Raw genomic sequence first — 26632 nt, 5'->3', positions numbered from 1 at the left:
ATTGTATTTTATTATGAATCTGTATAGCCAGATCATTCTGTTTCATTAATTACGCCTACGCCGCTTTGTTCAGGGATACGTACCGGTCACGCCAGACACACCATCCCGTAACCGCGGCGATTACGATGATCCCTCCCACAAAGGCAAACCAACCGGGCTTTTCGCCGTTAAACAGGAATACCCAAACCGGATTCAGCAGCGGTTCAATTGCACCAATCAGCGAACAGGCAAGCGGCGGGCAATGTTTAACGGCCAATCCATATAGGATGTAAGGAATGCCCAACTGAAACACCCCAAGGGCTAAAATGCTTAAAACGGAAGCCGTCGTAACCGGCGCCGGCACAAAAAAAGCAACCGGTATTCCAATAACAGCGGTGAACAAATGTCCAAACAATATCGCGCTCATACGCGCATCGTCATCCATATGCCCGGTAAAGACATACATTCCCGCCATAAACAAACCGGCTAAAATCGCAATACAGTTTCCAATCAAATTCCCCGTACCAAGCTTATCGAAGAAAAACAAAGATATGCCGGTCAATGTGAATGCCACCGCGATTATGTCCGCCTTATAGAAGCGCTGACGAAAGAAAAACGCGGATAAAATCATGATAAATACTGGAGATGTGAATTGCAGAACAATCGCGTTTGCCGCCGTAGTCATTTTGTTCGCTGTTACAAACGCAAAAAATGTCCCCGCAATAAAGAGACCACTCACGATAGAATACAGGTTCACTTTTATATGCCTTCCGGTAGCCCTTAAAAAAAGAACAACAACTACTGCCGCGATTCCGCTGCGAAATCCTGCAATTACAAAAGGATTCCACGGTACCATTTTGATAAAGATACCGGCAATACTCCATAAGGTTGCACAGGCAGCCATTAACAAAACGGCATGTTTTTGCGGGTTCAAAGGCATCATCATATTTTATTCCCCTTATTCTATTCCGATTTCGACTTTCTTTGAATATCTTTTATATAATAAGCGTTTATTTTAAAAATTGCAATTCTTAAAATCTTTGCATAGAGGAAGTTACCTAGTTAAATTTCTATTATTTCCTACAATTATATTGAAATAAAATCGTCTAATTTAATCTATTTTTACAACTAAGATGCTGTTATAATAAATATGAAGAAATTATTAACGAGGAGTGGTACAGATGAAGTTTACAATTACATTCTTTGTAGTTGCTTCAATTGCTGTTTCTGTTCTTTCTTTTTTATTCGCGGCATGGCTCTACCAGTGGGTTAAAAAGCAACCATCGTCGAACCCTCGGATTGCTGAGGTAGGGCAATTAATCCGAAACGGCGCGAATACTTTTTTAACAAAGGAATACATCGTCTTAGCGAAATTTGCCGGTGTGGCGGCGCTCCTCATTTTCCTTTTCCTCCCAACCCCTGTATGGAACGGCCATTATCTTGATAACCTTGTTATGGCTTTGTCCTACATATGCGGAACGATTTTCTCTGCAATCGCCGGCGTGGTCGGTATACAAATCGCAACCATAGCCAATGTGAAAACAGCAGAAGCCGCGCAAAGCGGCATCAAGCCGTCTTTTATGTCCGGCTTCCGCGGAGGAGCAGTGATGGGCATGGCAGTTGTTGGGGGAACTCTCCTTGGCGTTTCCCTCGTCATGCTGTTTACAAACAATACCACCGCGCTGCTGGGTTTCAGCTTCGGCGCCAGTTCCCTCGCTTTATTTGCAAAAGCGGGTGGCGGCATCTTTACAAAAACTGCGGATATTAGTGCGGATTTGGTCGGTAAGGTGGAACTTGGCATTCCCGAAGACGACCCGAGAAACCCCGCGGTTATTGCGGATAATGTCGGGGATAACGTTGGAGACGTAGCCGGCATGGGCGCCGATCTGTTCGATTCAAACGTTGCTTCCATGGCCGCGGCGCTTGTAATCGCGGCATCCTTGGACAATGTTGCCGGGGGAATCACAAACACCAGCTTGGTTTTCTGTTACGCGGCCGTCGGCTTATTTGCCTCAATTATCGGAGTTGCAACCGCCAGAATGGGCAAACACGGCAACCCTACAAAAGCATTAAACAGCAGCACTTATGTAACAACCGCAATTTTCGCCCTGTTAACAGCCGCCGCCACTTGGCTTTTCCAGTTTGAGTGGCGCATTTGGGGCGCAAGCATCGTCGGGCTTTTGGTCGGCGTTATCATCGGCATTGCCAGCGATTACTTTACGGACGATACAAAAAAACCGGTCCATCAAGTTGCAAAGGCCTCCGAATCCGGTCCGGCATTTACGATTTTATCCGGCATATCCTATGGATTTATCAGTACGCTGCCCGCCATGATGGGAATTGCCATTTCCGCGTTGGCCGCATATAAGCTTTGCGAACCGATCGGTCCCGGATATGCGATGTTCGGGATATCGATGTCTGCGGTCGGAATGCTCTCGATTGTGGGCATGATTATTTCCAACGATGCTTACGGCCCCATCGTGGACAACGCACGCGGGCTTGCCGAAATGGGGAATTTGGGCGACGACGTGCTGGAAATTACGGACGCGCTGGACAGCGCCGGCAATACCGTAAAAGCGGTGACCAAGGGCTTTGCGATCGGAGCAGCGGGCCTGACCGTAATCGCACTTCTCGGCGCTTTCATCAGCGAAGTAAATGACGCTGCCGCAGCGCTTGGAGTAAAAGGATTGACCGGGTTTGACGTTATGAATCCGATTGTCTTTTTCGGGCTTCTGATCGGGGCTTCCGTCCCGGCGGTATTTTCCGCCATGCTGATGCTTGGCGTTGACCGCAACGCGCAGAGAATGGTTTCCGAAATCCACCGTCAGTTCCGCGAAATTGCTGGTTTAAAGGAAGGAAAAGAGGGCGTTGCTCCCGAATACGATAAATGCATTGAGATTGCCACCTTCGGCGCATTAAAAGAATTGATTCCCGCAGGACTTGTTACGATTATCCTGACGATCATCGTAGGCTTTATCGGAGGAGTACAGGCCATTGGCGGTTTCCTGTGCGGCAATATTATCAGCGGCCTGCTCCTTGCCCTGTTTATGAGCAACGCCGGCGGCCTTTGGGATAATTCCAAAAAATACATTGAGTCCGGAAACAACGGCGGCAAAGGTTCCGACGCACATAAGTCTGCGGTTGTCGGCGATACCGTCGGGGATCCGTTTAAAGACACCGCCGGACCATCGATTAACACGCAGATTACGGTGGTTTCCCTTGTATCTTCGCTGATGTCCACCCTGTTCCTGACTTTATCCTTCATCCGATAACATGATTTACATCTATCATAAAGCAAAGGGGCTTCCGCAACAACGGAAGCCTCTTTGCTTTTATAAATATCAATTAATGGTGTCCAGTTTTAACAAAATTCAGTTTACAATGCTTTCTTTTCGAAATGAAAGTACCCAGCCATTTTCGGAAATCGGTTTTCGATCATTTGATAAAGTTCCCGAATCCTTGCGTCGGTACATTCGTCGTAATCGCTGAACGGGAACGGAAGGCCCATCGCCTCATATTTGCTCCTGCACAGCTTGCGAAACGGCAGAAGCTCCAGCCGCTCCAAATTGGAAAATCCGGAAGCCAGTTCCGCGATTTTCAGAATGTGGTCCCTGCCATCCGTCAAATTCGGAACAACAACATGCCGAATCCACAGCGGCACCCGCAGTTTTTCCGTTTGCTTTAGAAACCGCAGGACCGTATCCATGTTTCCCCGGCAATAACGCAGGTAATCCTCTGCAACGGAAAACTTCAGGTCACAAAGAACCAAATCGGTTTGAAGCAGTACCGAGCGAGCACCCTCCGGGTCACCGATGCCGGTGGTGTCCAGCGCCGTATGGATTCCTTCGTTATGGAGCCGGCGAAACAACTCAGAAACGAACTCCCACTGCAGCAGCGGTTCTCCGCCCGAAACGGTAACCCCGCCGTTTTCCCAAAAATAGGGTTTGTAGCGCAGAATTTTCTCCAGGACTTCGTCTACTGTGTATTCCGTCCCGTCGAAATTCCAGGTGTCCGGGTTGTGGCAATACGCGCAGCGAAGCGTGCACCCCTGCAGAAACACGACATAACGCACGCCGGGGCCGTCCACCGCCCCCAGGCTTTGAAAGGAATGGATCCTGCCCTTCATCACATCGCCTCGTGGAAGGTGCGGGAAATCACTTCCCTCTGCTGTTCCTTGGACAGCTTGTGAAAATTCACAGCATACCCGGATACGCGGATCGTCAGGTTTGGGTAGCGTTCCGGGTGCTCATAGGCTTCCATCAGCGTTTCGCGGTTCAGCACGTTCACATTGATGTGGTGCGCATTTTGCAGAAAATAGCCGTTCAGAATAGACACCAGATTCCTATGGCGATCCTCCTCGGTGTACCCTAATGCCTGCGGCACAATGGAAAAGGTGTTGGATATGCCATCCTTGCAGGTATCATAGGACAGCTTGGCAACCGAGTTCAGCGACGCGAGCGCGCCGTTCTTCTCGCGGTTGTGCATGGGATTTGCGCCGGGGGCAAAGGGCTCGCCGGATTTTCTTCCGTCCGGGGTTGCCCCGGTCTTTTTGCCGTAAACAACATTGGACGTTATCGTCAGGATGGAAAGCGTATGCTCCGCGTTGCGGTAGGTCGGATTTTTTTTCAAGGCTTCAAAGAACAGTTTCACCTGTTCCTGCGCGATCAAATCCACGCGGTCGTCATCGTTGCCGTAGGCCGGGTATTCGCCAATGGTTTCAAAGTCCTTAATTAGCCCGCTTTCATCGCGGATACATTTTACTTTCGCATATTTAATCGCAGAAAGCGAATCGGTCAAAACCGAAAGCCCGGCAATGCCGAACGCCATGAAACGGTGCACATTGGTGTCGTGCAGCGCCATCTGCGTTTTTTCGTAGGCGTATTTGTCATGCATGTAATGGATGATGTTCATGGCGCTCACATAGGTTTTCGCCAGCCAGTCGCGGTAAAAGGCCATGCTCTCCATGACTTTGTCATAATTGAGGATATCGTCCTCATAAGGCGTTCGCTTTGGGGCAATCTGCTGCCCGCTTTTTTCATCGCGGCCGCCATTTAAGCTCATCAGCAGAAGCTTCGCAAGGTTTGCCCTTGCCCCGAAGAACTGCATATCCTTCCCCAAGCGCATGGCCGAAACGCAGCAGGCAATCCCATAATCGTCGCCGAATTTCGGACGCATGACGTCGTCGTTTTCAAACTGGATGGCATTTGTGTCGCAGGATACCTTCGCAGCATAGCGCTTGAAGTTTTCCGGCAGCTTGTTGGACCACAGGATGGTAAGGTTCGGTTCGGCTGAGGGGCCTAAATTGTATAGCGTATGGAGCATGCGGAAAGAGCTTTTCGTCACCAGGGTTCTGCCGTCCTCGCCCATGCCTCCGACCGACTCGGTAATCCACATCGGGTCGCCCGCAAACAGTTCGTTGTACTCCGGCGTGCGCAGGTGCCGCGCCATACGCAGCTTCATAACAAAATCGTCGAAAATTTCCTGTACCTGCTGCTCCGTAAGAACACCGTTTTTCAGATCGCGCTCAAAATAAATATCCAGGAACGTGCTGACCCGCCCTAAGCTCATGGCAGCGCCGTTCTGCTCCTTGATTGCCCCCAGATACCCGAAGTACAGCCATTGCACCGCCTCTTTTCCGTTTTCCGCGGGCCTGGCGATGTCGAAGCCGTACATGGCAGCCATCTCTTTAAGATAACCTAAAAACGTGATCTGTTGGTACAATTCTTCCAGCTGCCGGATGTGGTCAGCATCGAGAATCTGCGCACCAATTTCTGCTTTGTCTTTTTTCTTTTCCTCAATCAGCCGGTCAATTCCGTAAAGCGCAACTCTCCGGTAGTCGCCGATAATGCGCCCCCTTCCGTAGGCGTCCGGCAGGCCGGTAATAATGCCATAGTGGCGCGCCGCGCGGATTTCATCCGTGTAGGCGCGGAAAACACCGTCGTTATGAGTGGTGCGGTACTGAAATTCCTTCTCCACTTCCTTTGAAAGCTCGTACCCGTATGCCTTGCACGCCTCGCGCGTCATTCTCAGCCCGCCGAAGGGATTGACTCCCCGCCTTAACGGTTTGTCTGTCTGGAGCCCTACGATAATCTCCTGTTCCCGATCCAGATAGCCGGGGCGGTAACTCTTCAGCGAACTGACGGTTCGGGTGTCAACATCCAGCACCCCGCCGGATTTCCGCTCAAGCTCCAACAGATGGTTCAGCTTTTCCATCAGCGATTTTGTCCGTTCCGTCGCCGGAGTAAGGAATTCGTCACCACCCTCGTACGGCGTGTAATTTGCCTGGATAAAATCCCGGACATTAATTTCCGTTTTCCAGCGTTCCCCGTTAAAATTCTTCCATGCCTGTTCGTTCATAAACTCTCCTTCTGTTTTCAAGGCATCTGGTTTTTCCCCGTCCGCTCTGAAAAAAGAAATAAAAAAGGGCGGCACTTGGTCAAAACCAAAATGCTGCCCAGACGGTCGGCTTAATTCAAGGCTTTTTTCCCCTGTGGTTTTATCCACATAATCCGTCAGTAATAAAAGCCCGTTCGATTGTGTTTTTATTATAAGGTATCCGCGCAAGATTTGTCAACCGGCGGCAACTTTCCTTTTTCTACATTCTTCTCCTTGTTTCCTTACGGTTATTGTACAGATTTACCTAGAAAAGCCTCGCAAAAACTACAACATGGATCTGAAAAGAGAACAGAAAGTATGAATTGGACGCAACAAGATATAATAATCATATATTTTAATCATGGAGGATAATGGATTTCATATGAAAGTGAAAACAGCATGCACAAAAATAGTATCCATATCTCTCGTCTTTACCCTGCTTACTGCATGTGGTTCACAGCAGTCTTCTGAATCAGGAGCCACACAGACTGAATCGTCTTCCCAAGCAGATCAAGGCTCGGAAAAAGCCCTCCCTGATTTAATCGGCCTGGAAAATAATATTGAAATGATTATAAAAACGCTGAACGGTCCGGCTGTTCTGGTCAAACAGGGAATGCAGCAAAATGACCAAAGCACGCAGTCAGGACAGAATAATGCAAGCTCGCAGGAAAACCAGAGCAGCCAGGGAAGCCAAGGTCAACAAGAGGGACAGTACACGCAGGCAAACCAAAGCTCACAGCAAAGCCAAGGTGGGCAGCAAAGCCAGCCGCAGACCTCCAGCCAGCCAGACCCAATGACCACGGTTTCCCAAACCGTAGATATGATGCACTATCAATGGAACAATTTAATGGCTGCGGCTGTAAAAAAAGGCGCCAAACAAGAGTTGATTAATAATTTCAGCACGGCGCTGAATAATTTGTCCAACACCGTAAGCAGCAAAAATAAGATGAATATCATGCTGGCCGCAAACAAGGTTTATGCCAATATACCGGATTTATATTCTCTCTTTCAACCAAAACCTTCGCCGGAAATTAAACGGGTGCGCTATTATTCGAGAAGTGCCATTCTGAACTCGTTAGCTTCTAACTGGAAACAGGCGGACTCAGATATCAGCAACCTGAAATCCGTCTGGGAGCTGTATAAAAACAGCTTGGGCAAAGAGCAGCAGGATATGGCAAATAAACTTGATCTATCAATCATAGAACTGGAAAAGGTTGTAAAAGGGAAAAATCTGAAATTAGTCGATATAAAAGGAAAAGTCATGTTGTCAAACACAGAAGCTTTGGAAAAGGCAGCCGAAAGCGGGTCCAAAGGGCAATCCGTCGGAGAGCAATCCGGACAGGAACAATCCGGCAGGCAGTAAGCTGTACTGCATAGGCAAAATGAGCATTTCGTTAATTGAAAACCCGTGCTATGCGTGGGGTTTTCAATTGACAAGAAAAGCCACAAATCCGTATGATTGCTGGATTTGTGGCTTTGTGTTGTTTATTCCCACTCGATCGTTGCGGGGGGCTTACTCGTAATATCATAAACGACGCGGTTTACCTGTTTTACTTCGTTAATAATGCGGCTGGAAACCTTCTCCAGCAAATCGTAAGGAATCCGCGCCCAATCCGCCGTCATAAAATCAGAGGTTGTTACACCGCGCAAAGCAATGGTATTGCTGTAGGTTCTTCCGTCCCCCATCACTCCCACGCTCTTTATGCCGGTCAGAACCGCAAAATACTGATTGATTTTCTTGTCCAAGCCCGCCAAAGCGATTTCTTCGCGGAAGATCGCATCGGCATCCTGCAGGATAGCAAGCTTTTCAGCGGTAACTTCGCCCATGATGCGAATACCAAGTCCCGGACCCGGGAAAGGCTGGCGCCAGACAAGATGTTCCGGAATGCCCAGTTCCAAACCAACCCTGCGCACTTCGTCCTTGAATAAGCTCCGCAGCGGCTCCACCAACCCGGTGAAACCGACATCATCCGGCAGCCCACCGACATTGTGGTGGCTTTTAATCACCGCGGCGTCGCCGGTTCCGCTCTCGACTACATCCGGGTAAATTGTTCCCTGGCAAAGGTAATCGACATGGCCGATCTTCTTTGCCTCCTCTTCAAACACACGGATGAACTCCTCGCCGATAATCTTGCGCTTTTGCTCCGGCTCGGTAACGCCCTTCAGTTTGGCTAAAAAGCGCTCCTGCGCATTTACGCGAATCAGATTCATGTCAAACTGCTTACGGAATACATTCTCAACGTCGTCGCCTTCGTTTTTGCGGAGCATGCCATGATCCACAAAAATGCAGGTCAGGTTTTTGCCTATGGCCTTATGAACCAAAAGGGCCGCCACCGAAGAATCCACCCCTCCGGAAAGCGCACAAATCACCTTTTTGTCGCCAACGGTATCCTTAATGTGCTGTATGGTCTCGGCAGCAAACGATGCCATTTGCCAGTCGCCCTTGCACCCGCAGATATTGTATAAAAAGTTCTTTAATATTTCATTTCCGCGGACGGTGTGCTCCACTTCCGGATGGAACTGCAAAGCATATAGTTTCCTTGCGCCGTTCTCCATCGCAGCAACCGGGCACGCATCGCTCACCGCGGTAATCTGAAAGCCTTCGGGCGCTACGGAAATATAGTCCGTATGGCTCATCCAGCAGACAGAATTCTTTTCAATATTTTGGAACAGCGCACCGGATTCCAGAAAATTCACCGGTGTCTTTCCATATTCGCGAACCTTGCTGCTGCTTACCTTGCCGCCAAGCAAATAAGACATCAACTGCGCGCCGTAACAGATACCTAAAACAGGAATACCCAGTTCAAAGACCTGTTTGTCACAAACGGGAGCAATTTCGGTATAAACGCTGTTCGGTCCGCCGGAAAAGATAATTCCTTTATACCCGGATGAACGAATTTGTTCTACATTCGTTTTATAGGATTTAATTTCACAATATACATTCAAGTCACGAACCCGGCGCGCAATCAGCTGACTGTATTGCCCTCCAAAATCGAGAATTAATATTGCTTCATTTTTCATCATATCGCCGCACTTCCATTCTTTGAACTGTTTTCCCTTTTCTTTATTCCACGGTTACCGATTTTGCCAGATTGCGCGGTTTATCAATGTCGCAGCCCTTCATGGACGCTACATAATAAGCGAAAAGCTGTAAGGGGACGACCGCCAGTGAAGGCAGCATCATTTCGCATAATTCGGGGACGTAAAGAGCATAATCGGCCACCTGTTCGATTTTTTTATTCTGTTTGGTTGTAAGGCCGAGCACAACCGCTCCGCGTGCCTTTACTTCCTTCATATTGCTGATCATCTTGTCAAAAAGCGCATCCTGTGTAGCTAAAGCAATCACGAGAGTGCCGTCTTCGACAAGCGATATGGTACCGTGCTTCAATTCTCCCGCCGCATAAGCCTCGGAATGAATATAGGAAATTTCCTTAAGCTTTAAAGAGCCTTCCAAAGACATTGCGTAATCCAGATTTCTGCCGATGAAGAACACATCTTTTGCATTAAAGAACTGGGATGCAAGGTACTGAATCTGTTCCTTATTCGCCAATATCTCCGAAATTTTATCCGGCAGGGATTGCAGCTGCGAAATATAGGAGGAATATTCCTCTGCTGTAATGGTGCCAAGTTTGTCCGCAAAATAAATGGCAAGCAGATAAACGACCGCCAACTGTGTGCTGTAAGCCTTCGTTGTCGCAACTGCAATTTCGGGCCCGGCCCAAGTGTAGATAACATCGTCCGAATCGTTCGCAATCGAGCTTCCCACAACATTTACAATAGAAAGCGTTCTTACGCCAAGATTTTTCGCCTCCCGAAGCGCTGCCAGCGTGTCGGCGGTCTCTCCGGACTGACTAATTACAAGCACCAGAACCTTATCATCCATAATCGGCTGACGGTACCGGAACTCGGAGGCAACATCGACCTCCACCGGAATTCTTGCGAATTTCTCAAAAACATACTTGGCGATCATGCCTACATGGTATGCAGAACCGCACGCAACGATATAAATTTTTTTAAACCTCTTGATCTGCTCTGCCGTTAAAGTAATTTTGTCCAAGACGATTTTTCCGTCCTGGATTCTGGGGGAAATCGTATCCCGCACAGCCTTTGGCTGCTCCATGATCTCCTTGGCCATAAAATGCTGATAACCGCCCTTTTCGGCAGCTGATACATCCCAATCAATATGGACAGGTTCTTTCGTCACAATTTCCTTATCGGTGTTATAAACCAGAACGGAATCGCGTTTCAGAACCGCAATTTCATTGTCGTTCAGACGGTAAATATCCCTAGTTTTATTCAGAATCGCAGGAATATCCGAAGCGATAAAATTTTCGCCCTTTCCTAAGCCGACAATCAGCGGGCTGTCTTTCCGCACCGCGACAACCTGATCCGGATCATCCGCGCAGATGATACCAAGGGCATATGAGCCTTCCACTTTATGAATGACTTTGATGACAGCCTCAAGAATATCCCCTTTATAATAATACTCCAAAAGCTGTGCCACTACTTCCGTATCGGTTTCCGATACAAACACCTTGCCTTTTTTCACCATCAAGTCTTTTAAGGCAAGATAATTTTCGATAATTCCATTATGGACGACAGCAAATTTTCCCGAGTCGCTCACCTGCGGATGGGAGTTTATGTCCGACGGTTTTCCGTGAGTAGCCCATCTGGTGTGGCCAATCCCCACGGTACCGGGAACGTCCCTTCCCCCGTTAATCATCTCACTCAAAACCTTGAGCCTGCCCTTTGCTTTAGCAACCTGAAGGGAGGTACCATTATAAACAGCGACTCCGGCCGAATCATAGCCTCGGTATTCCAGCTTTTCCAAGCCGTTCAGTAAAAAGGGAGCAGCCTGATCTTCTCCGATGTATCCAACAATTCCGCACATTATTATACACCTTCTTCGATAAGTTAATTAACGAACGCCAGCAGGGAATGCTGGCGCTCTATTATATGGAGTTATCTGTAAATAATATTCTCGCGCGATGGACCGTTGGAAACGATCTTGATCGGGACCCCAATTGCTTTCTCCGCAAATTCAATGTATCTGCGTGTATTTTCGGGTAAATCTGCGTAATTCTTGATTCCGCGGATATCGCACTTCCAGCCTGGCAGCTTTGCGATAATCGGTTTGCAGTGCTTTAACTGATTGGTCGGCGGGAAAGAATCAATCCGCTTGCCGTTCAGCTCGTATGCGACGCAGACCGGAATTTCGTCCAAATAGCCAAGCACATCCAGCACCGTAAAGGCAACGCATGTTGCACCCTGCGCCTGACATCCGTAGCGTGAAGCAACCAGATCCAGCCATCCCATTCTACGCGGACGGCCGGTTGTGGCTCCGAATTCACCGCCGTCGCCGCCCCTGCGGCGCAACTCGTCGGCTTCGTCGCCGAAAATTTCGCTGACGAATTCGCCCGCGCCGACCGCGCTGGAATACGCCTTCACGACTGCTATGATTTCCTTGATCTCATAAGGCGGCAGCCCCGCGCCGACCGCGCCGTAACCGGCCAGCGTGGAAGACGAGGTTACCATCGGATAAATACCGAAATCGGGATCCTTCAACGCGCCGAGCTGGCCTTCCAGAAGGATATTCTTTCCTTCCTTCACCGCTTTGTGAAGCAAGGTAAAAGTATCCGCCACATACGGTTCCAGCAATTTCTTGTACTCCATCAGCTTATTGTAGACCTCGTCCACGGTAAGCTTCGGCTGATGGTACAAATGTTCATACAGCACATTTTTCAATGTGATGACCTGGTTAATTTTCCCTCTCAACGCATCCTCTTCATCATACAGTTCGCTGACCTGAAAACCAATCTTGGCAAACTTATCCGAATAAAAAGGAGCAATACCGGACTTTGTGGAACCAAAGGAGCGGGAAGAAAGCCGCGCTTCTTCAAACGTATCCAACTGGATATGGTAAGGCATGACAAGCTGCACGCGATCCGAAATCACAACATTCGGCTTCGGAACCCCGCGTTCCTCAAGCGATTTCATCTCTTTGATAAAATTCTCCACGCTTAGTGCTACGCCGTTGCCGATAATATTGGTTATGTGGCTGTAAAAAACACCTGACGGCAATTGATGCAGCGCAAATTTTCCATAATTGTTGATAATAGTGTGACCGGCATTGCTGCCTCCCTGAAACCGGACGACAATATCGGACTGGGCAGCTTCCACATCGGTAATTTTGCCCTTGCCTTCGTCGCCCCAGTTCGCACCAACAATTGCTTTAATCATAAAACCTTCACTCCGCCGTGCCGCAACGGATTTTGCAAAATAACTGCCCTGCGGCCATATTTAGGCAGTAATGTTTAAAACAACTTTATAATAATAACACAATTGCCATTAAAAGCAAAGCGGAATTAAAATAAAAATTCTTTCCGAATTCATTTACCCTTTATAAATTTATTTCCGGCTTCTCCTCGGAAACGAAATCATACTTTTGCAGAAGCAGGTTGACAACCTCGGCAATGAATTCCTCCGTCTGTTGCGGCGCCCTGCCTACATACTTTTCTGGACTTACAATTTTCTGCAGTTCCTCCAAAGTAACGCCAAACGCCGGGTCAGCTGCAATGCGGCTAAGCAGGTCGTTTTCCCCGCCCTCCTCTTTGATCACGCGGGAGGCCGCCATCGAGTGGACACGAATCCGTTCATGGAGCTGCTGGCGATCCGCACCGCGTTTAACGGCATCCATCATAATGTTTTCCGTTGCCATAAACGGCAGTTCACGCAGAAGATGCTGGTTGATAACCTTCGGATATACCACCAGGCCGTCCGCCACATTGGCGTACAGATTCAAAATTCCGTCGACGGCAAGGAAGGCTTCCGGCACACTGATCCGCTTATTTGCGGAATCGTCCAGCGTGCGTTCAAACCACTGGGTCGCCTCCGTAATGCAGGGATTCAAGCTGTCGATAATCACATAGCGGGAAAGTGAAGCAATCCGTTCGCTGCGCATCGGGTTGCGCTTATAGGCCATCGCCGAGGAACCAATCTGATTCTTTTCGAACGGTTCCTCCACTTCTTTCAAGTGCTGAAGCAGGCGGATGTCATTCGAAAATTTGGCGGCGCTCTGCGCAATCCCGCTTAAAACGGCGAGCATCTGGCTGTCGAGCTTCCGGGAATAGGTCTGGCCGGAAACCGCAAAGCAGGAAGAATACCCCATTTTCTTAGCAATTATTTCGTCAAGCTTTTTTACTTTACTATGGTCGCCGTCGAATAATTCCAAAAAGCTCGCCTGTGTGCCGGTTGTTCCCTTGGAACCCAACAGTTTTGCTTTGGATAACTGGTATTCCACGTCTTCCAAATCCATCAGTAAATCCTGAATCCAAAGGGTTGCGCGTTTGCCCACCGTGGTCGGCTGGGCCGGCTGGAAATGGGTAAACGCCAGCGTTGGCAAATCCTTATACTGTAAGGCAAATTTCGACAATACGCGAATGACGCCGACCAGCTTATTGCGGATAAGCTTCAGCGCTTCCGTCATAATAATAATATCTGTGTTATCGCCTACATAACAGGATGTCGCGCCTAAATGGATAATCGGCTTCGCTTTCGGGCATTGCTGGCCATACGCGTAAACATGGGACATTACGTCGTGGCGCACTACTTTTTCGCGGGCTTCGGCAACCTCGTAATTGATATCATCGGCGTATTTGCACATTTCATCAATCTGTTCCTGCGTAATATTCAGCCCCAGCTCTTTTTCGGCCTCTGCCAATGCAATCCAAAGCCTGCGCCATGTTCTGAATTTCTTGTCCGGTGAAAACAGATATTTCATTTCCTCGTCCGCATAGCGGGATGATAACGGCGATTCATAGCTATTTTTCAATTATAATTCCTCCAAAATGGAAATTACAGACGTTTAATCGGTGTGCTATAATCATAGTCCTTATTGGCTATTAAATAGTCCGGAATAGGAGCGGGATATTTCCCGGAAAAACAGGCGTCGCAGTAACCTTTCCTGCTACCCATGATCTTCGCCAGATTTTCAACGCTTAAAAAGGCAATGGAATCCGCAAAGCTCATTTTTCCGATCTCTTCAATGCTGTACTGGCACGCGATAAGGTCGTCCTTTGAGGGAATATCCGTCCCATAATAGCAGGGCCACAAAAACGGCGGCGAGCTGATACGGAGGTGAACTTCCTTGGCACCCGCGTCTTTCAGCATACTAACAATGCGCGCGCTGGTTGTTCCGCGGACAATGGAATCGTCCAGCATGACAATCCGCTTGCCCTTCACGCAGTTCGAGAGCGCATTCAGCTTAATCCGCACGCTGCGTTCCCGTTCCGACTGGCTCGGTTTAATGAAGGTCCTGCCGATGTACGTATTCTTTACGATTCCTTTCTCGTACGGAATACCGGATTCCTCGCTGTACCCAATCGCGGCGTCTATACCGGATTCCGGCACGCCGATGACCATATCCGCCTCAACCGGAAGCTGCTTTGCAAGAAGCCGGCCGGCCTGTTTGCGGGCTTCATAAACGCTGATGCCGTCGATAATGCTATCCGTTCTGGCAAAGTAAATATACTCGAAAATACAAAGGGACTTTTCAACATCAACGGGATCCCGGAAGGAACGCATTCCATCCTGGTCAACGACAACCACTTCGCCCGGTTCCACATCGCGTACAAACTCCGCCCCGCAAGCGTCCAGCGCACAGGTTTCGGAAGCAAAAACGGTGGAATTACCGATTTTTCCGATGCAAAGCGGGCGGAAACCATGCGGATCGCGCGCGGCAATCAGTTTTTGAGGGCTCATAATGACCAACGAAAAGGAGCCTTGAAGCTTTGGAATTGCGCGGCGCACCGCTTCTTCGATAGAAGGAGCGTCCACACGTTCCCGCGCAATCATATAGGCGATGACTTCCGTATCAATCGTTGTCTGGAAAATACAGCCCCTGCGTTCCAAAACACGGTGGAGCTCGTAAGCGTTGGTTAAATTCCCGTTATGGGCAATTGCCAGCGTTCCTTTTATATAACGCATAACGAGCGGTTGTGCGTTTTCACGCACACTGCCGCCCGAAGTGGAATAGCGGACATGCCCGACCGCCATCTGCCCTTTAAGACTATCCAATATCTTATCGTTGAATGCTTCCGTCACTAGGCCCATATCCTTGGAGTAGGAAACCACTCCCCGGTCGCAAACCGCGATCCCGCAGCTTTCCTGCCCCCTGTGCTGTAAAGCAAGAAGCCCGTTGTACGTTGCATAAGCAGGAGAAACGTCGCCATCGGAATAAATGCCGAATACGCCGCACTCTTCGTGCGGTTTTAAAACATCATAATCCATTATCGAGCTGTTCAAAAACTCACCATCCTGTAATTTATAAACCAATGCGCTTCATTACCTCGGCATAAGCCTCTTCCACTCCGCCCATATCTCTGCGGAAACGATCCTTGTCCAGTTTTTGGTGGGTGTTCACATCCCAGAAGCGGCAGGTATCCGGCGAAATTTCATCCGCAAGGATGATTCCGTCCGCACAGCGGCCGAATTCCAGTTTGAAATCAATCAGTTCAATGTTTACAGACAGGAAGAATTCCTTCAAAATTTCGTTGATCTTCAAAGACATTGCGCTGATCTGATCAATTTCCTCTTTGGTTGCAAACCCAGCCGCAAGAATATGGTACTCGTTTACCATTGGATCGCCCAAATCGTCGTTCTTATAGCAGAATTCCAGAACGGTGGATTTCATCGGCGTGCCTTCCTCCATGCCCAGCCTTGTTGCAAGGCTGCCGGCGGCCTTATTGCGGACAATAACCTCAAGGGGAACGATTTCCACTTTCTTAACCACTGTTTCGCGGTCGCTCAGTTCTTCCACGAAATGCGTCTTAATGCCCTTCTCCTCCAGCATTTTAAAGAGGTAGTTCGACATCTTATTGTTTACAACGCCCTTGCCGCAGATCGTCCCCTTCTTCTGTCCGTTAAAGGCGGTTGCATCATCCTTATAATCGACAATGCAATAATTCTCGTCATCGGTGGCATAAACCTTTTTTGCCTTGCCTTCGTAAAGAAGCTCACACTTTTTCATAATAAAATTCCTCCTGTTTCTCTTTTCAATATCAGATAAAGTTCAAAAACGTAGAAACCTTTGTTATATCGACAACCGACAAATGGGTAGTGTCCACGTGTCTGGCACAGGTTAAAAACGCGTTGGCGGTATCTAGTGAAGTCAGGCACGGAATGCCGCATTCCACCGCATTTCTGCGGATTTTATAACCGTCGCGGTTGTGCGCCACGCCTTTGGACGGAGTATTGATGACAAGGTCGATTTTGCCAGAAGTAATATGGTCAAGAATATCCGGGGCTCCCGTTCCGATTTTATTGGTTCGGATGGTCGGAATATCATTGTCATTAAAGAAATCAGAGGTTCCCGGAGTAGCGTAGATCGTCCAGCCAAGGTTATACAGGCCCTTTGCAATGGGAAGAGCTTCTTTCTTGTCAGTATCCTTTACCGTAAAAATAACCCTGCCCTTTTTAATCAGATGAACGCCCGCGCCGTAAAAGGATTTAATGAGCGCTTCGTCAAAGGTTCTGGCAACGCCGAGCACTTCGCCGGTCGACTTCATTTCCGGCCCAAGATTTACATCCGCGCCGTATAGCTTTTCAAAGGAGAAAACCGGCATTTTAATGGCGATTAAATCCCGTTCTTTCTGCAAACCGTAATTGTATCCCATTTCTGGAAGTGTTTTCCCGAAGAAGGTTCCCACCGCCAGAGGCACGATCGGGATTCCGGTTACCTTGCTGATATACGGCACCGTTCTGGAAGAACGTGGGTTTGCTTCAATTACATAGACTTCATTATCCTTTACGATAAACTGGATATTTAAAAGTCCCTTCACTTTCAATGCTTTTGCAAGCCGACGGGTATATTCCACAACCAGCTCCTGCATATCCTTCGCCACACCAATCGCCGGGTACACGGAAATGCTGTCCCCGGAGTGGATTCCGGCGCGTTCGATGTGCTGCATGATACCCGGAATGACCGAATCTGTACCGTCGCAGACGGCGTCAACCTCCACTTCAGTTCCCATGATGTACTTATCGATCAGGATGGGGTGCTCCTGTTCAATACGGTTGATGATGCCGATCTGCTCAATGATATCTTCGTCGGAATAGGCAATATGCATGCCCTGGCCACCAAGGACGTAGGACGGACGCACAAGCACCGGGTACCCCAATTCATTCGCCGCCTTGATCGCTTCATCGCAAGTATAAACCATTCGTCCTTCCGCGCGGGGAATATTGCATTCATTTAAAATCGCGTCGAAGCGTTCGCGATCCTCCGCTTCGTCAATGCTGTCGAAGGAGGTTCCGAGAATCGGGACGCCCATTTTCTCAATCGCCCCGGCAAGCTTAATCGCCGTTTGCCCGCCGAACTGCACAACCGCGCCGTCCGGTTTCTCCAACTGTACAATGTGGAGGATATCCTCCTCCGTCAGCGGTTCAAAATACAGCTTGTCCGCGATGTCGAAATCCGTACTGACAGTTTCCGGATTGTTATTCACAATAATGGTTTCGCAGCCCATGTTCCGCAAAGCCCAGACGCTGTGTACGGAGCAGTAGTCAAACTCAATGCCCTGTCCGATACGGATCGGCCCGGAACCAATGACCAAAATTTTCTTCCGGTCGCTCTTGGCGCAGGATTCATTCTCGATTCCGTAAGTCGAATAGTAGTAAGGGGTTTCCGCTTCAAATTCCGCCGCGCAGGTGTCCACCATTTTGTAAACGGGACGGATATCCCATTTTTCTTGCAGCACCCGGATTTCTTCCACAGTTTTCCCGCTCAACTCTGCAATCGTTTTATCAAGGAATCCGAATGTTTTTGCTTTTAACAGCAAATCCCGATCGATCGGCTGGGTCGCACATGCTTTTTCCACTTGGATAATGGATAGAAGCTTGTCAAGGAACCAAAGATCAATTTTCGTAATTTCATGGATTTTATCCGGCGAAATTCCGCGCCTTAACGCTTCCGAAACGACCCAAAGCCTGCGGTCGTCCACCACATGAAGGCGTTCCTCCAGTTCGCTGTTCGAAAGTGATTGCAAGTTTTCATCCATCAGACTGAAAACATTCTGTTCCAGCGAACGGATGGATTTCATTAAAGCAGCCTCAAACGACGGCGCAATCCCCATAACCTCGCCGGTCGCTTTCATCTGTGTGCCTAGGCTGCGCTTTGCATATACAAATTTATCGAAAGGCCAGCGCGGGATTTTCACAACACAGTAATCGAGCGTGGGTTCAAAGCAGGCATATGTTTTTTTCGTAATGGCATTGCGGATTTCATCCAGCGTATAGCCAAGCGCGATTTTGGAGGCAACCTTCGCAATCGGATACCCCGTTGCTTTGGACGCAAGCGCAGAAGAGCGGCTGACACGCGGGTTTACCTCAATAACGCAGTATTCAAAGCTTTTCGGATTCAAGGCAAACTGTACGTTGCATCCACCTTCCACCTTTAATTCGGAGATAATGGAAAGCGCCGCGGAACGGAGCATCTGCGTTTCCTTATCCCCAAGCGTCTGGCACGGCGCAACCACGATGGAATCGCCGGTATGAACGCCGACCGGGTCGAAGTTTTCCATATTGCAGACGGTGATGCAGTTGCCGTTATGGTCGCGCATGACTTCGTATTCGATCTCTTTCCAACCGGCAATGCAGCGTTCGATCAGCACCTGATTTACGCGGCTGCGGTGTAGGCCGAGAGAAGCGATCGCGATCAGCTGCTCCTCATTGTCGGCAATGCCGCCGCCGCTGCCGCCAAGGGTGTACGCCGGGCGCACAACAACCGGATATCCGATTTTCCGGGCAACTCTCACACAGTCCTCTATATTTTCTGCAATTGCGCTTTCAGCGCATGGCTGGTTGATTCGCTCCATGGCCTCTTTAAAAAGCTCACGGTCCTCTGCCATACGTATGGTGTCGGCGTTTGTGCCGATCATTTTCACATTATTTTCTTTCAAAAAACCGGATTCTTCCAGCTCTACGGCAAGGTTCAGGGCGTTTTGGCCACCGAGGGTTGGCAGGATGCTGTCCGGATTTTCCTTAAGGATAACCTTTTTGATCGTTTCCACCGTTAACGGTTCAATATAAATTTTATCGGCAATCTGTTTGTCGGTCATAATTGTGGCGGGATTGGAGTTAATCAGGATAACCTCCACGCCCTCTTCCCGGATTGCGCGGCACGCCTGCGTTCCTGCATAGTCGAATTCGGCTGCCTGCCCGATAATAATCGGGCCGGAACCGATGATGATTACTTTTTTAATATCTTTTCTCTTCATATGCGGCTTCCTCCTATTAACTTCATAAACTCATCGAAAAGAAAGCCTGAGTCAAGCGGGCCAGGGGAAGCCTCCGGATGGAACTGCACAGAGAAAACTTTCCCGTTTTTATAAGTTAATCCCTCAATGCTACCGTCGTTCATGCTGATAAAACGGATGTCGGCTACTGAAGGATTAATTGTTTCGCCATTGACCACAAAGCCGTGATTCTGAGAAGTAATATACACGCGGTTCGTTGTTAAATCTTTAACCGGGTGGTTAATACCTCTATGGCCATATTTTAATTTATAGGTGTCAAAGCCCTGAGAAAGAGCCATTAACTGATGACCTAAGCAAATTGCAAAGGTTGGAATGCCATATGAGTACAGTTTTTTCAATTCAGAAATTGCTTTCACGCATTCTTTGGGATCCCCCGGTCCGTTGGAAAGCATAACACCGTCGGGAGAAAAAGACATCAAATCCTCAAAAGAGGCGTCGTATGGGAAGCATTTTACCGTGCATCCCCGTTTGACGAGCGAACGGATAATATTGCTTTTCACCCCATAGTCCACTAGTGCGATTTTAACCGGGCCGTCGCCGTAAACCTTGGATTCCCTGCTGCTAACAACGGGAACGCAGGATTTCAAGGTAAATGCATCCAACTTCTTTTTCATTGCGGGAATATCAAAGGAATCCCCGAAAGCGATCATGCCGCGCATGGTACCGCTTTCGCGAAGGATTTTTGTAATTGCCCTTGTGTCAAGCCCCTGAATGCCGGGAATCCCGTTCTGCTTCAAAAACGTATTCAAATCCACATCGCAGCGGAAATTGCTCGCCGCACCGGAAATGGAATGAACGATGAATGCACGGAGCCATGGCTTCGTGGACTCCGCGTCATCATAGCAAACACCGTAATTCCCAATCAGGGGATAGGTCATGACAACGCCCTGTCCCGCATAGGAAGGATCGGTTAACAGCTCGGTATACCCGCACATTGCGCTGTTAAAGACCACTTCGCACAGCACGTCATGTTCGTCACCAAAACCTGTCCCCTCAAAGGTCATTCCATTTTCAAGCATCAGCAATGCTCTCATTCAATCACCAACCATTCTTATTATTCAACAGCTTATCTATGAAAAACATATAAACAACAAATTTGCGCATTCAAAAACGAATCCCTATCCCATTAAGCTTTAAAAGAACTGGTTATTCTCTCAATTGCCTTTTCGGTGTTTTCCTTCGTGTTAAATGCGGTCAGACGGAAATAGCCCTCCCCGCTGATGCCAAAACCGGAACCGGGTGTGCCGACAACGCCGGTCTTTTCCAGCAGTAGGTCAAAGAATTCCCAGGAGGTTAATCCGTTCGGCGTTTTCATCCAGACATAGGGGGAATTTACGCCTCCGAACGCTTTAAAGCCGGCCTTAGCCAAGCCCTCTTTAATGATCTTTGCATTGTTAAGGTAATATACGATATTTTCTTTTACCTCGCGTCTTCCTTCCTCGGAATAAACGGCTTCGGCGCCGCGCTGAATCACATAGGAAACGCCGTTCATCTTTGTGGACTGGCGCCGGCCCCAGAGCTTGTTCAGAGAAACTTCGTTGAAAACCAATTCCTTCGGGATAACCGTAAACGCGCATCGCGTACCGGTAAAGCCCGCGGTTTTCGAGAAGCTCCGGAATTCGATTGCGCATTTTTTCGCGCCTTCTATTTCGAAAATACTGTGCGGCATGTCCTCTTCCGTAATAAACGCTTCGTAAGCCGCGTCATACAGAATGATGGATTGGTTGCGCAAAGCATAGTCAACCCATTTTTTCAGTTCCGTGCGCCCGATTCCAACGCCGGACGGGTTGTTCGGGAAGCATAAGTAAATGATATCGACCCGCTCATTGGGGATTCGGGGTAAAAATCCGTTTTTTTCCAAACAGGGCATATAGACGATTTTACTCCATCCGGTGCCCTCGTGGTAATCGCCTGCCCGCCCTGCCATAACATTCGTGTCTACGTAGACAGGATAGACCGGATCACAGACCGCAACGACATTATCAACATCAAAAATGTCACCGATGCTGCCGGTGTCGCTTTTCGCGCCGTCGCTGACAAAAATCTCGTCCTTATCAATTGCCACTCCGCGCTTCTGGAAATCGTTTTCCGCAATTGCCGAGCGCAGGAATTCATACCCCGCTTCCGGCCCATAGCCCCGGAAAGTTTCCGCCTTCCCCATTTCTTCGGCCGCTTTCTGCATTGCGGCGACAACCGCTTTAGGCAAAGGGCGGGTAACATCGCCGATCCCCATGCGTATAATCTCCACTTCCGGATGCTGTTTTGAAAACGCATCGACCTTATTGGCAATGTCTACAAACAAATAACTGGGGGGCAGCTTAATAAAATTCGCATTTACTTTCAGCAAAACCACTCATTCCTTTCATCGAATCTATTCCGTTCAATCGATCGTCCCGTCAAACACAAATTCGGCGGGGCCTTGCATAAAGACGGTGTCTGTCCGATCGTCCCATTCTATGCTCAGGTCGCCGCCTTTAAGGTGCATTTTTACTTTTCGGCCTGTTTTATGATTGACCGCACAGCTTATCGCAGATGCGCAGGCACCGGTTCCGCAGGCCCAGGTTTCTCCCGCGCCGCGTTCCCAAACGCGCATCTTCGCTTCACCGGAATTCAGCACCTGTACAAATTCAATATTCGCCCTGTCCGGAAAAATGGAAGCGTGTTCCAATTCGGGCCCGATTTTTTCAATCGGAACCGCATCAACGTCGTCCACAAACAAAATACAATGCGGGTTTCCCATGGAAACACAGGTAATTCTGTATTCGTTTCCGTCAACGGTAATCGGTTCATCAATCACCGTTTCCTTGGAAAAGATAACCGGAATTTCGGCAGGACGGAATACGGGCTTTCCCATATCCACCTTTACGGAATGCACAATGCCGTTCTTCACATCCAAAAACAGCGTTTTCACGCCGCTCAGCGTATCAACTTTCAGCACGTCCTTCCGAACAAGGCCGCGTTCATAAAGATATTTTCCCACACAGCGTATGCCGTTGCCGCACATCATTGCACGGGAACCGTCGGAATTATAAATATCCATCCTGCAATCCGCATGGTCGGACGGTTCAATCAGAATAATCCCGTCGGAACCGACGCCAAAATGGCGGTCGCTAAGTTTTATGGCAAGTTCGGATGGATTTTCTATTTTCTCCTCAAAGCAGTTAAAATAGAGATAATCGTTCCCTATTCCCTGCATTTTGCTGAATTTCATCTCAACCCCTCTTTTTTACATATTTAGAATAATCATTGCTATTTCAATCATTCTTTTGCCGGAATTCATACTTTTCTTCTGCATAAACCGGTGTGCCTGCGGCTCTGTAAAATGGTTGCGCTCCATAATCCGGTTTTTTGCCTGTTCAATCACCTGTTTTTCATCAAAATCCCCTTGCGCCAGCTTCTTTTTCACAGTAAGGCTGGTATAATCGGAGAGATTCAAAAGCATATTAACCGAGGAAATCAAATCCATGCGATTGATCGGCAGGATCAGGCTGGCACAGGAAAGCGTTCCGGAAATATTCGACTGCTCTGATTTCAGCAGGAATAAAAAATCATAATTCAGCCCGATAATCTCCGGCAGGTTTAGCGCGGACATATCCCTTAATTTCGCACTACAAACAATCACCCCACCATGATAATGGCGGTTTGCAAAATCAATCGTCTGCGCACCGGTTGTACAGACGCAACTGACATTCGAGCCGGCGGCACGGAGTACTGCGGCAATTTTTCGAGCGTAATCCGGATTGGAATTCGCCACAAGGATACTGCTCATATTATACAACTCCGCGGAATGCTGTACATTTCCGTTAGAACTTGTTCAAGTACCGGTCGAGCTCCCATTGCGAAACCGTAGTGGAATATTCGTACCATTCCTTTTCCTTTGCTTCAACATATTTGCTGAAGATATGATCCCCCAGCACTTCACGGATAAACGGATCCGCCTTCATCTCATCAACCGCCTTTTTCAAATCCTCCGGCAGCGCTTCGATTCCGGCAGCCTTTCTCCCCTGAAGGTCAATATCATAAATGTTGGCGGCAACCGCCTCCGGTGGCATCAGATCATTCTTAATACCGTCCAGTCCTGCCGCCAGAAGGACGGCAAGCACCAGGTACGGATTGCAGGCAGGATCCGGATTGCGAAGCTCCACTCGGGTTCCAAGCCCTCTCGTGGCGGGAACGCGGATTAAAGCGCTGCGGTTGCTTAACGTCCATGCAACATTGCACGGCGCTTCGAAGCCCGGAACCAGCCGCTTATAGGAATTCACAAGCGGATTGGTTAGCGCGCACGTGCCCTTAATATGCTTCATAATCCCGGCGATAAAATTAAAGACGACATGGCTCAACCCGGTTTCGCTTTCCGGATCATAGAAAGCATTTTTCCCGTTTCGGAACAGCGACATATTGGTGTGCATACCAGAACCGCAGCGGCCGTAAACCGGCTTGGGCATAAAGGTGGCACAAAGCCCATGGGAATCCGCACAGGATTTTACAACCATCTTAAAGGTGAGGATATTATCTGCAGCGGAAAGCGCCTCGCTGTATTTAAAATCAATCTCATGCTGCGCAATCGCCACTTCATGATGGGAAGCTTCTATTTCAAACCCCATTTCTTCAAGATTCAGGCAGATGTCCCGACGCGCGCTTTCCCCCAAGTCAGAGGGGCCCAAGTCAAAATATCCCGCAGTATCATAGGTGACCGTTGTAGGGTGACCAAATTCATCGGTGTTAAACAGAAAGAATTCGCACTCCGGCCCAACATTGAACGCATACCCCATGTCCGCCGCTTCTTTGAGCGTCCTTTTCAGAATATAGCGTGGATCCCCCTCAAACGGGTTCCCGTCGGGGGTATAAATATCGCAGATCAGGCGAGCAATCCTGCCGTGCTGGGTATGCCAAGGCAAAATTACAAACGAATCCAGATCCGGCCTAAGATACATATCCGACTCTTCAATCCGCACAAAGCCTTCGATGGACGAGCCGTCGAACATACACTTATTATCTAGCGCCTTTTCAATCTGGCTGGTAGTAATCGCAACATTTTTCAATGTGCCGAATATATCCGTAAACTGAAGACGAATAAATTTCACGTTATTTTCTTCAATCATACTGATAATATCACTTTTTGTATATTTACTCAAATCAATACCTCCCCATATATAAAAATAACAAGGCTGGTCTTTTGAAAAAACCTCCTTGTCACCATAATTGATATTAGTTTTATTTTATTCTATTTGCCATTACGTGTCAATCATTTTCGAAGTGAAAGATTCATTTCATTCTTATGCACAAATTTTTGATTACTAAAGGTAGTTTTCTGTCTTTTTGCAGTATTTTTGTTTATTTCCTGCAAAATTACACTATTTTATAGAAAAAATCAGCAAAATAATATTGTAATATACAATTTAATGTGCTAAACTATTCAATTATAGATATTATCGGTTGAATAATATCATTTCCTAATTTTAAGTATAGGAGGATATTTCGCATGTCTTATGTTGATGAACAACTCGCAAATGTAATTCGACTGAACCCGAACGAGCCTGAATTTATCCAGGCGGTAACAGAGGTTCTAAAATCCCTGGCCCCGGTAATTGAGCAAAACCCGCAATATGAAAAGGCCGGTATCCTTGAAAGGCTGACGGAACCGGACAGGCAGGTAAAGTTCCGCGTTTCGTGGGTGGATGATAACGGCAATGTCCGGGTAAACCGTGGCTACCGTATCCAGTTTAACAATGCCATTGGTCCCTACAAGGGCGGGCTTCGCTTGCATCCATCTGTAAACATTGGCATTTTGAAATTTTTAGCATTTGAGCAAATCTTTAAAAACTCCCTCACCGGCTTGCCGATCGGCGGCGGCAAGGGCGGTTCCGACTTTGACCCGAAGGGCAAGTCCGACCGCGAAATCATGGCATTCTGCCAAAGCTTTATGACAGAGCTCTATAGGCACATCGGCCCCGATACCGACGTTCCTGCCGGTGATATTGGTGTTGGCGCACGTGAGATCGGATACTTGTTCGGACAGTATAAGCGCCTACGCAATGAATATAGCGGCATTCTAACCGGCAAGGGGTTAACATACGGCGGTTCTCTTGCCCGCACGGAAGCGACAGGCTACGGTCTGCTCTACTTCACAGACGCAATGCTCCGCAAAAACGGAAAATCCATTGAAGGCAAAACAATTGCCATTTCCGGCGCCGGCAATGTTGCGATTTACGCATGCCAGAAAGCGCAGGAACTGGGCGGCAAGGTTGTTACCATGAGCGATTCCACCGGCTGGATTTATGACGCTGAAGGAATTGACCTGAAAGCGATTCAAGAAATCAAAGAAGTCAAGCGCGGCCGTCTCTCCGAATACAAAGCCTATCGCCCGAATTCCGTTTACCATGAAGGCAAGGGCGTCTGGAGCACTCCTTGCGATATTGCCCTCCCATGCGCAACGCAGAACGAACTGCTGCTTGATGATGCAAAAATGCTCGTAAAGAACGGCGTGTTCGCCGTTGCAGAAGGCGCTAATATGCCGACCAGCATTGAGGCAACCGAATACCTGCAGGCAAATGGCGTGCTGTTTGCACCCGGTAAAGCGGCCAACGCGGGCGGCGTGGCAACATCCGCTCTTGAAATGAGCCAGAACAGCATGCGCCTCTCCTGGACATTCGAAGAGGTTGACGCAAAGCTGAAAGACATCATGGAAAATATCTTCCATAATGCATCGGATGCTGCCGAACAATACGGATACCCGAAAAACTATGTTGTCGGCGCCAACATCGCAGGCTTCAAAAAAGTTGCCGACGCTATGCTTGCACAGGGTGCTGTTTGATTTCCATATAATGGTTACGAAACGGCTGGGATTTCAGGATTCCAGCCGTTTTTTATAATCTGCTCAAACAGGCGTCAAACCGCTTTACCGTTCAGCGCGAACGCCAACCGCTACACGTGTGAAAACTAAAGCTTCAAACAAAAAACTCACC

Annotated in this window: 18 protein-coding genes and 1 riboswitch; of the genes, 3 read left to right on the top strand and 15 right to left on the bottom strand. The window is 48.5% G+C overall.

Annotated features, from left to right (window positions below; translation table 11 throughout):
• Positions 1-55: 55 nt before the first annotated feature.
• On the bottom strand, positions 56-925 hold the full coding sequence (locus tag P9B68_RS00505; protein WP_135659912.1) for a DMT family transporter: 870 nt from the start codon (positions 923-925) through the stop codon (positions 56-58).
• Positions 926-1160: 235 nt separating this feature from the next.
• Here P9B68_RS00505 and P9B68_RS00500 point away from each other — a divergent pair, with 235 nt between their 5' ends.
• Positions 1161-3251 carry a sodium-translocating pyrophosphatase gene (locus P9B68_RS00500; RefSeq protein WP_277668266.1) on the top strand — a complete coding sequence of 697 codons (2091 nt, stop codon included), beginning with the start codon at positions 1161-1163 and terminating at the stop codon, positions 3249-3251.
• 104 nt (positions 3252-3355) lie between these two features.
• Here P9B68_RS00500 and pflA read toward each other — a convergent pair whose 3' ends face one another.
• Together pflA and pflB are read right to left on the bottom strand one after the other, a co-directional pair.
• The gene (gene pflA / locus P9B68_RS00495; protein ID WP_135659917.1) at positions 3356-4105 is read right to left on the bottom strand and encodes a pyruvate formate-lyase-activating protein; all 750 of its coding nucleotides are present in this window, start codon (positions 4103-4105) and stop codon (positions 3356-3358) included.
• Entirely contained in the window at positions 4105-6336 is a 2232-nt protein-coding gene (gene pflB, locus P9B68_RS00490; RefSeq protein ID WP_277668265.1) for a formate C-acetyltransferase, read from the bottom strand. Before pflB ends, pflA begins: the two co-directional genes overlap by 1 nt.
• Before the next feature lie 88 nt (positions 6337-6424).
• Positions 6425-6509, bottom strand: a riboswitch (ZMP/ZTP riboswitch).
• Between the two features lie 227 nt (positions 6510-6736).
• Here pflB and P9B68_RS00485 point away from each other — a divergent pair.
• Positions 6737-7717 (top strand): hypothetical protein, encoded by a 981-nt coding sequence (locus P9B68_RS00485; RefSeq protein ID WP_277668264.1) that lies wholly within the window; start codon positions 6737-6739, stop codon positions 7715-7717.
• A gap of 122 nt (positions 7718-7839) precedes the next feature.
• On the opposite strand, the gene guaA is transcribed toward P9B68_RS00485, so the two are convergent.
• From guaA to P9B68_RS00425, 12 genes are all read right to left on the bottom strand, one after another.
• A complete protein-coding gene (gene guaA / locus P9B68_RS00480; protein ID WP_277668385.1) occupies positions 7840-9375 on the bottom strand; it encodes a glutamine-hydrolyzing GMP synthase in 1536 nt (511 codons plus the stop codon).
• Positions 9376-9418: 43 nt separating this feature from the next.
• The gene (gene glmS / locus P9B68_RS00475; RefSeq protein WP_135659925.1) at positions 9419-11245 is read right to left on the bottom strand and encodes a glutamine--fructose-6-phosphate transaminase (isomerizing); all 1827 of its coding nucleotides are present in this window, start codon (positions 11243-11245) and stop codon (positions 9419-9421) included.
• 71 nt (positions 11246-11316) lie between these two features.
• On the bottom strand, positions 11317-12594 hold the full coding sequence (locus tag P9B68_RS00470) for an adenylosuccinate synthase (protein ID WP_277668263.1): 1278 nt from the start codon (positions 12592-12594) through the stop codon (positions 11317-11319).
• 160 nt (positions 12595-12754) lie between these two features.
• Complete coding sequence (purB, locus tag P9B68_RS00465) at positions 12755-14185, bottom strand: adenylosuccinate lyase (RefSeq protein ID WP_135659928.1); 1431 nt, start codon at positions 14183-14185, stop codon at positions 12755-12757.
• 23 nt (positions 14186-14208) lie between these two features.
• Positions 14209-15642, bottom strand: coding sequence for an amidophosphoribosyltransferase (gene purF, locus P9B68_RS00460; RefSeq protein ID WP_135660108.1), 1434 nt, complete (start codon positions 15640-15642; stop codon positions 14209-14211).
• Between the two features lie 34 nt (positions 15643-15676).
• Positions 15677-16381, bottom strand: a complete 705-nt coding sequence (purC, locus tag P9B68_RS00455; protein WP_277668262.1) for a phosphoribosylaminoimidazolesuccinocarboxamide synthase — start codon at positions 16379-16381, stop codon at positions 15677-15679.
• A gap of 31 nt (positions 16382-16412) precedes the next feature.
• The gene (gene carB, locus P9B68_RS00450; protein WP_277668261.1) at positions 16413-19628 is read right to left on the bottom strand and encodes a carbamoyl-phosphate synthase large subunit; all 3216 of its coding nucleotides are present in this window, start codon (positions 19626-19628) and stop codon (positions 16413-16415) included.
• Positions 19625-20701: a carbamoyl phosphate synthase small subunit gene (locus P9B68_RS00445; protein WP_135659934.1), complete on the bottom strand. Its 1077-nt coding sequence runs from the start codon at positions 20699-20701 to the stop codon at positions 19625-19627. The genes carB and P9B68_RS00445 overlap by 4 nt, the downstream gene beginning before the upstream one ends.
• 92 nt (positions 20702-20793) lie before the next feature.
• On the bottom strand, positions 20794-22014 hold the full coding sequence (locus tag P9B68_RS00440) for an LL-diaminopimelate aminotransferase (protein WP_277668260.1): 1221 nt from the start codon (positions 22012-22014) through the stop codon (positions 20794-20796).
• Between the two features lie 33 nt (positions 22015-22047).
• Positions 22048-22878, bottom strand: coding sequence for a diaminopimelate epimerase (dapF, locus tag P9B68_RS00435; RefSeq protein ID WP_135659938.1), 831 nt, complete (start codon positions 22876-22878; stop codon positions 22048-22050).
• A 15-nt stretch (positions 22879-22893) separates the two neighbouring features.
• Positions 22894-23436: an ANTAR domain-containing response regulator gene (locus P9B68_RS00430; protein ID WP_277668259.1), complete on the bottom strand. Its 543-nt coding sequence runs from the start codon at positions 23434-23436 to the stop codon at positions 22894-22896.
• Positions 23437-23470: 34 nt separating this feature from the next.
• Positions 23471-24802, bottom strand: a complete 1332-nt coding sequence (locus P9B68_RS00425) for a glutamine synthetase family protein (RefSeq protein WP_135659941.1) — start codon at positions 24800-24802, stop codon at positions 23471-23473.
• 347 nt (positions 24803-25149) lie between these two features.
• On the opposite strand from P9B68_RS00425, the gene gdhA reads away from it, so the two are divergent.
• The gene (gene gdhA, locus P9B68_RS00420) at positions 25150-26481 is read left to right on the top strand and encodes an NADP-specific glutamate dehydrogenase (RefSeq protein WP_135659943.1); all 1332 of its coding nucleotides are present in this window, start codon (positions 25150-25152) and stop codon (positions 26479-26481) included.
• The last annotated feature ends 151 nt before the right edge of the window (positions 26482-26632 follow it).

Source organism: Caproiciproducens galactitolivorans (genome assembly GCF_029266045.1).
GTDB lineage: Bacteria > Bacillota > Clostridia > Oscillospirales > Acutalibacteraceae > Caproiciproducens > Caproiciproducens galactitolivorans.
This window is presented reverse-complemented; position numbering and strand designations above follow the sequence as displayed.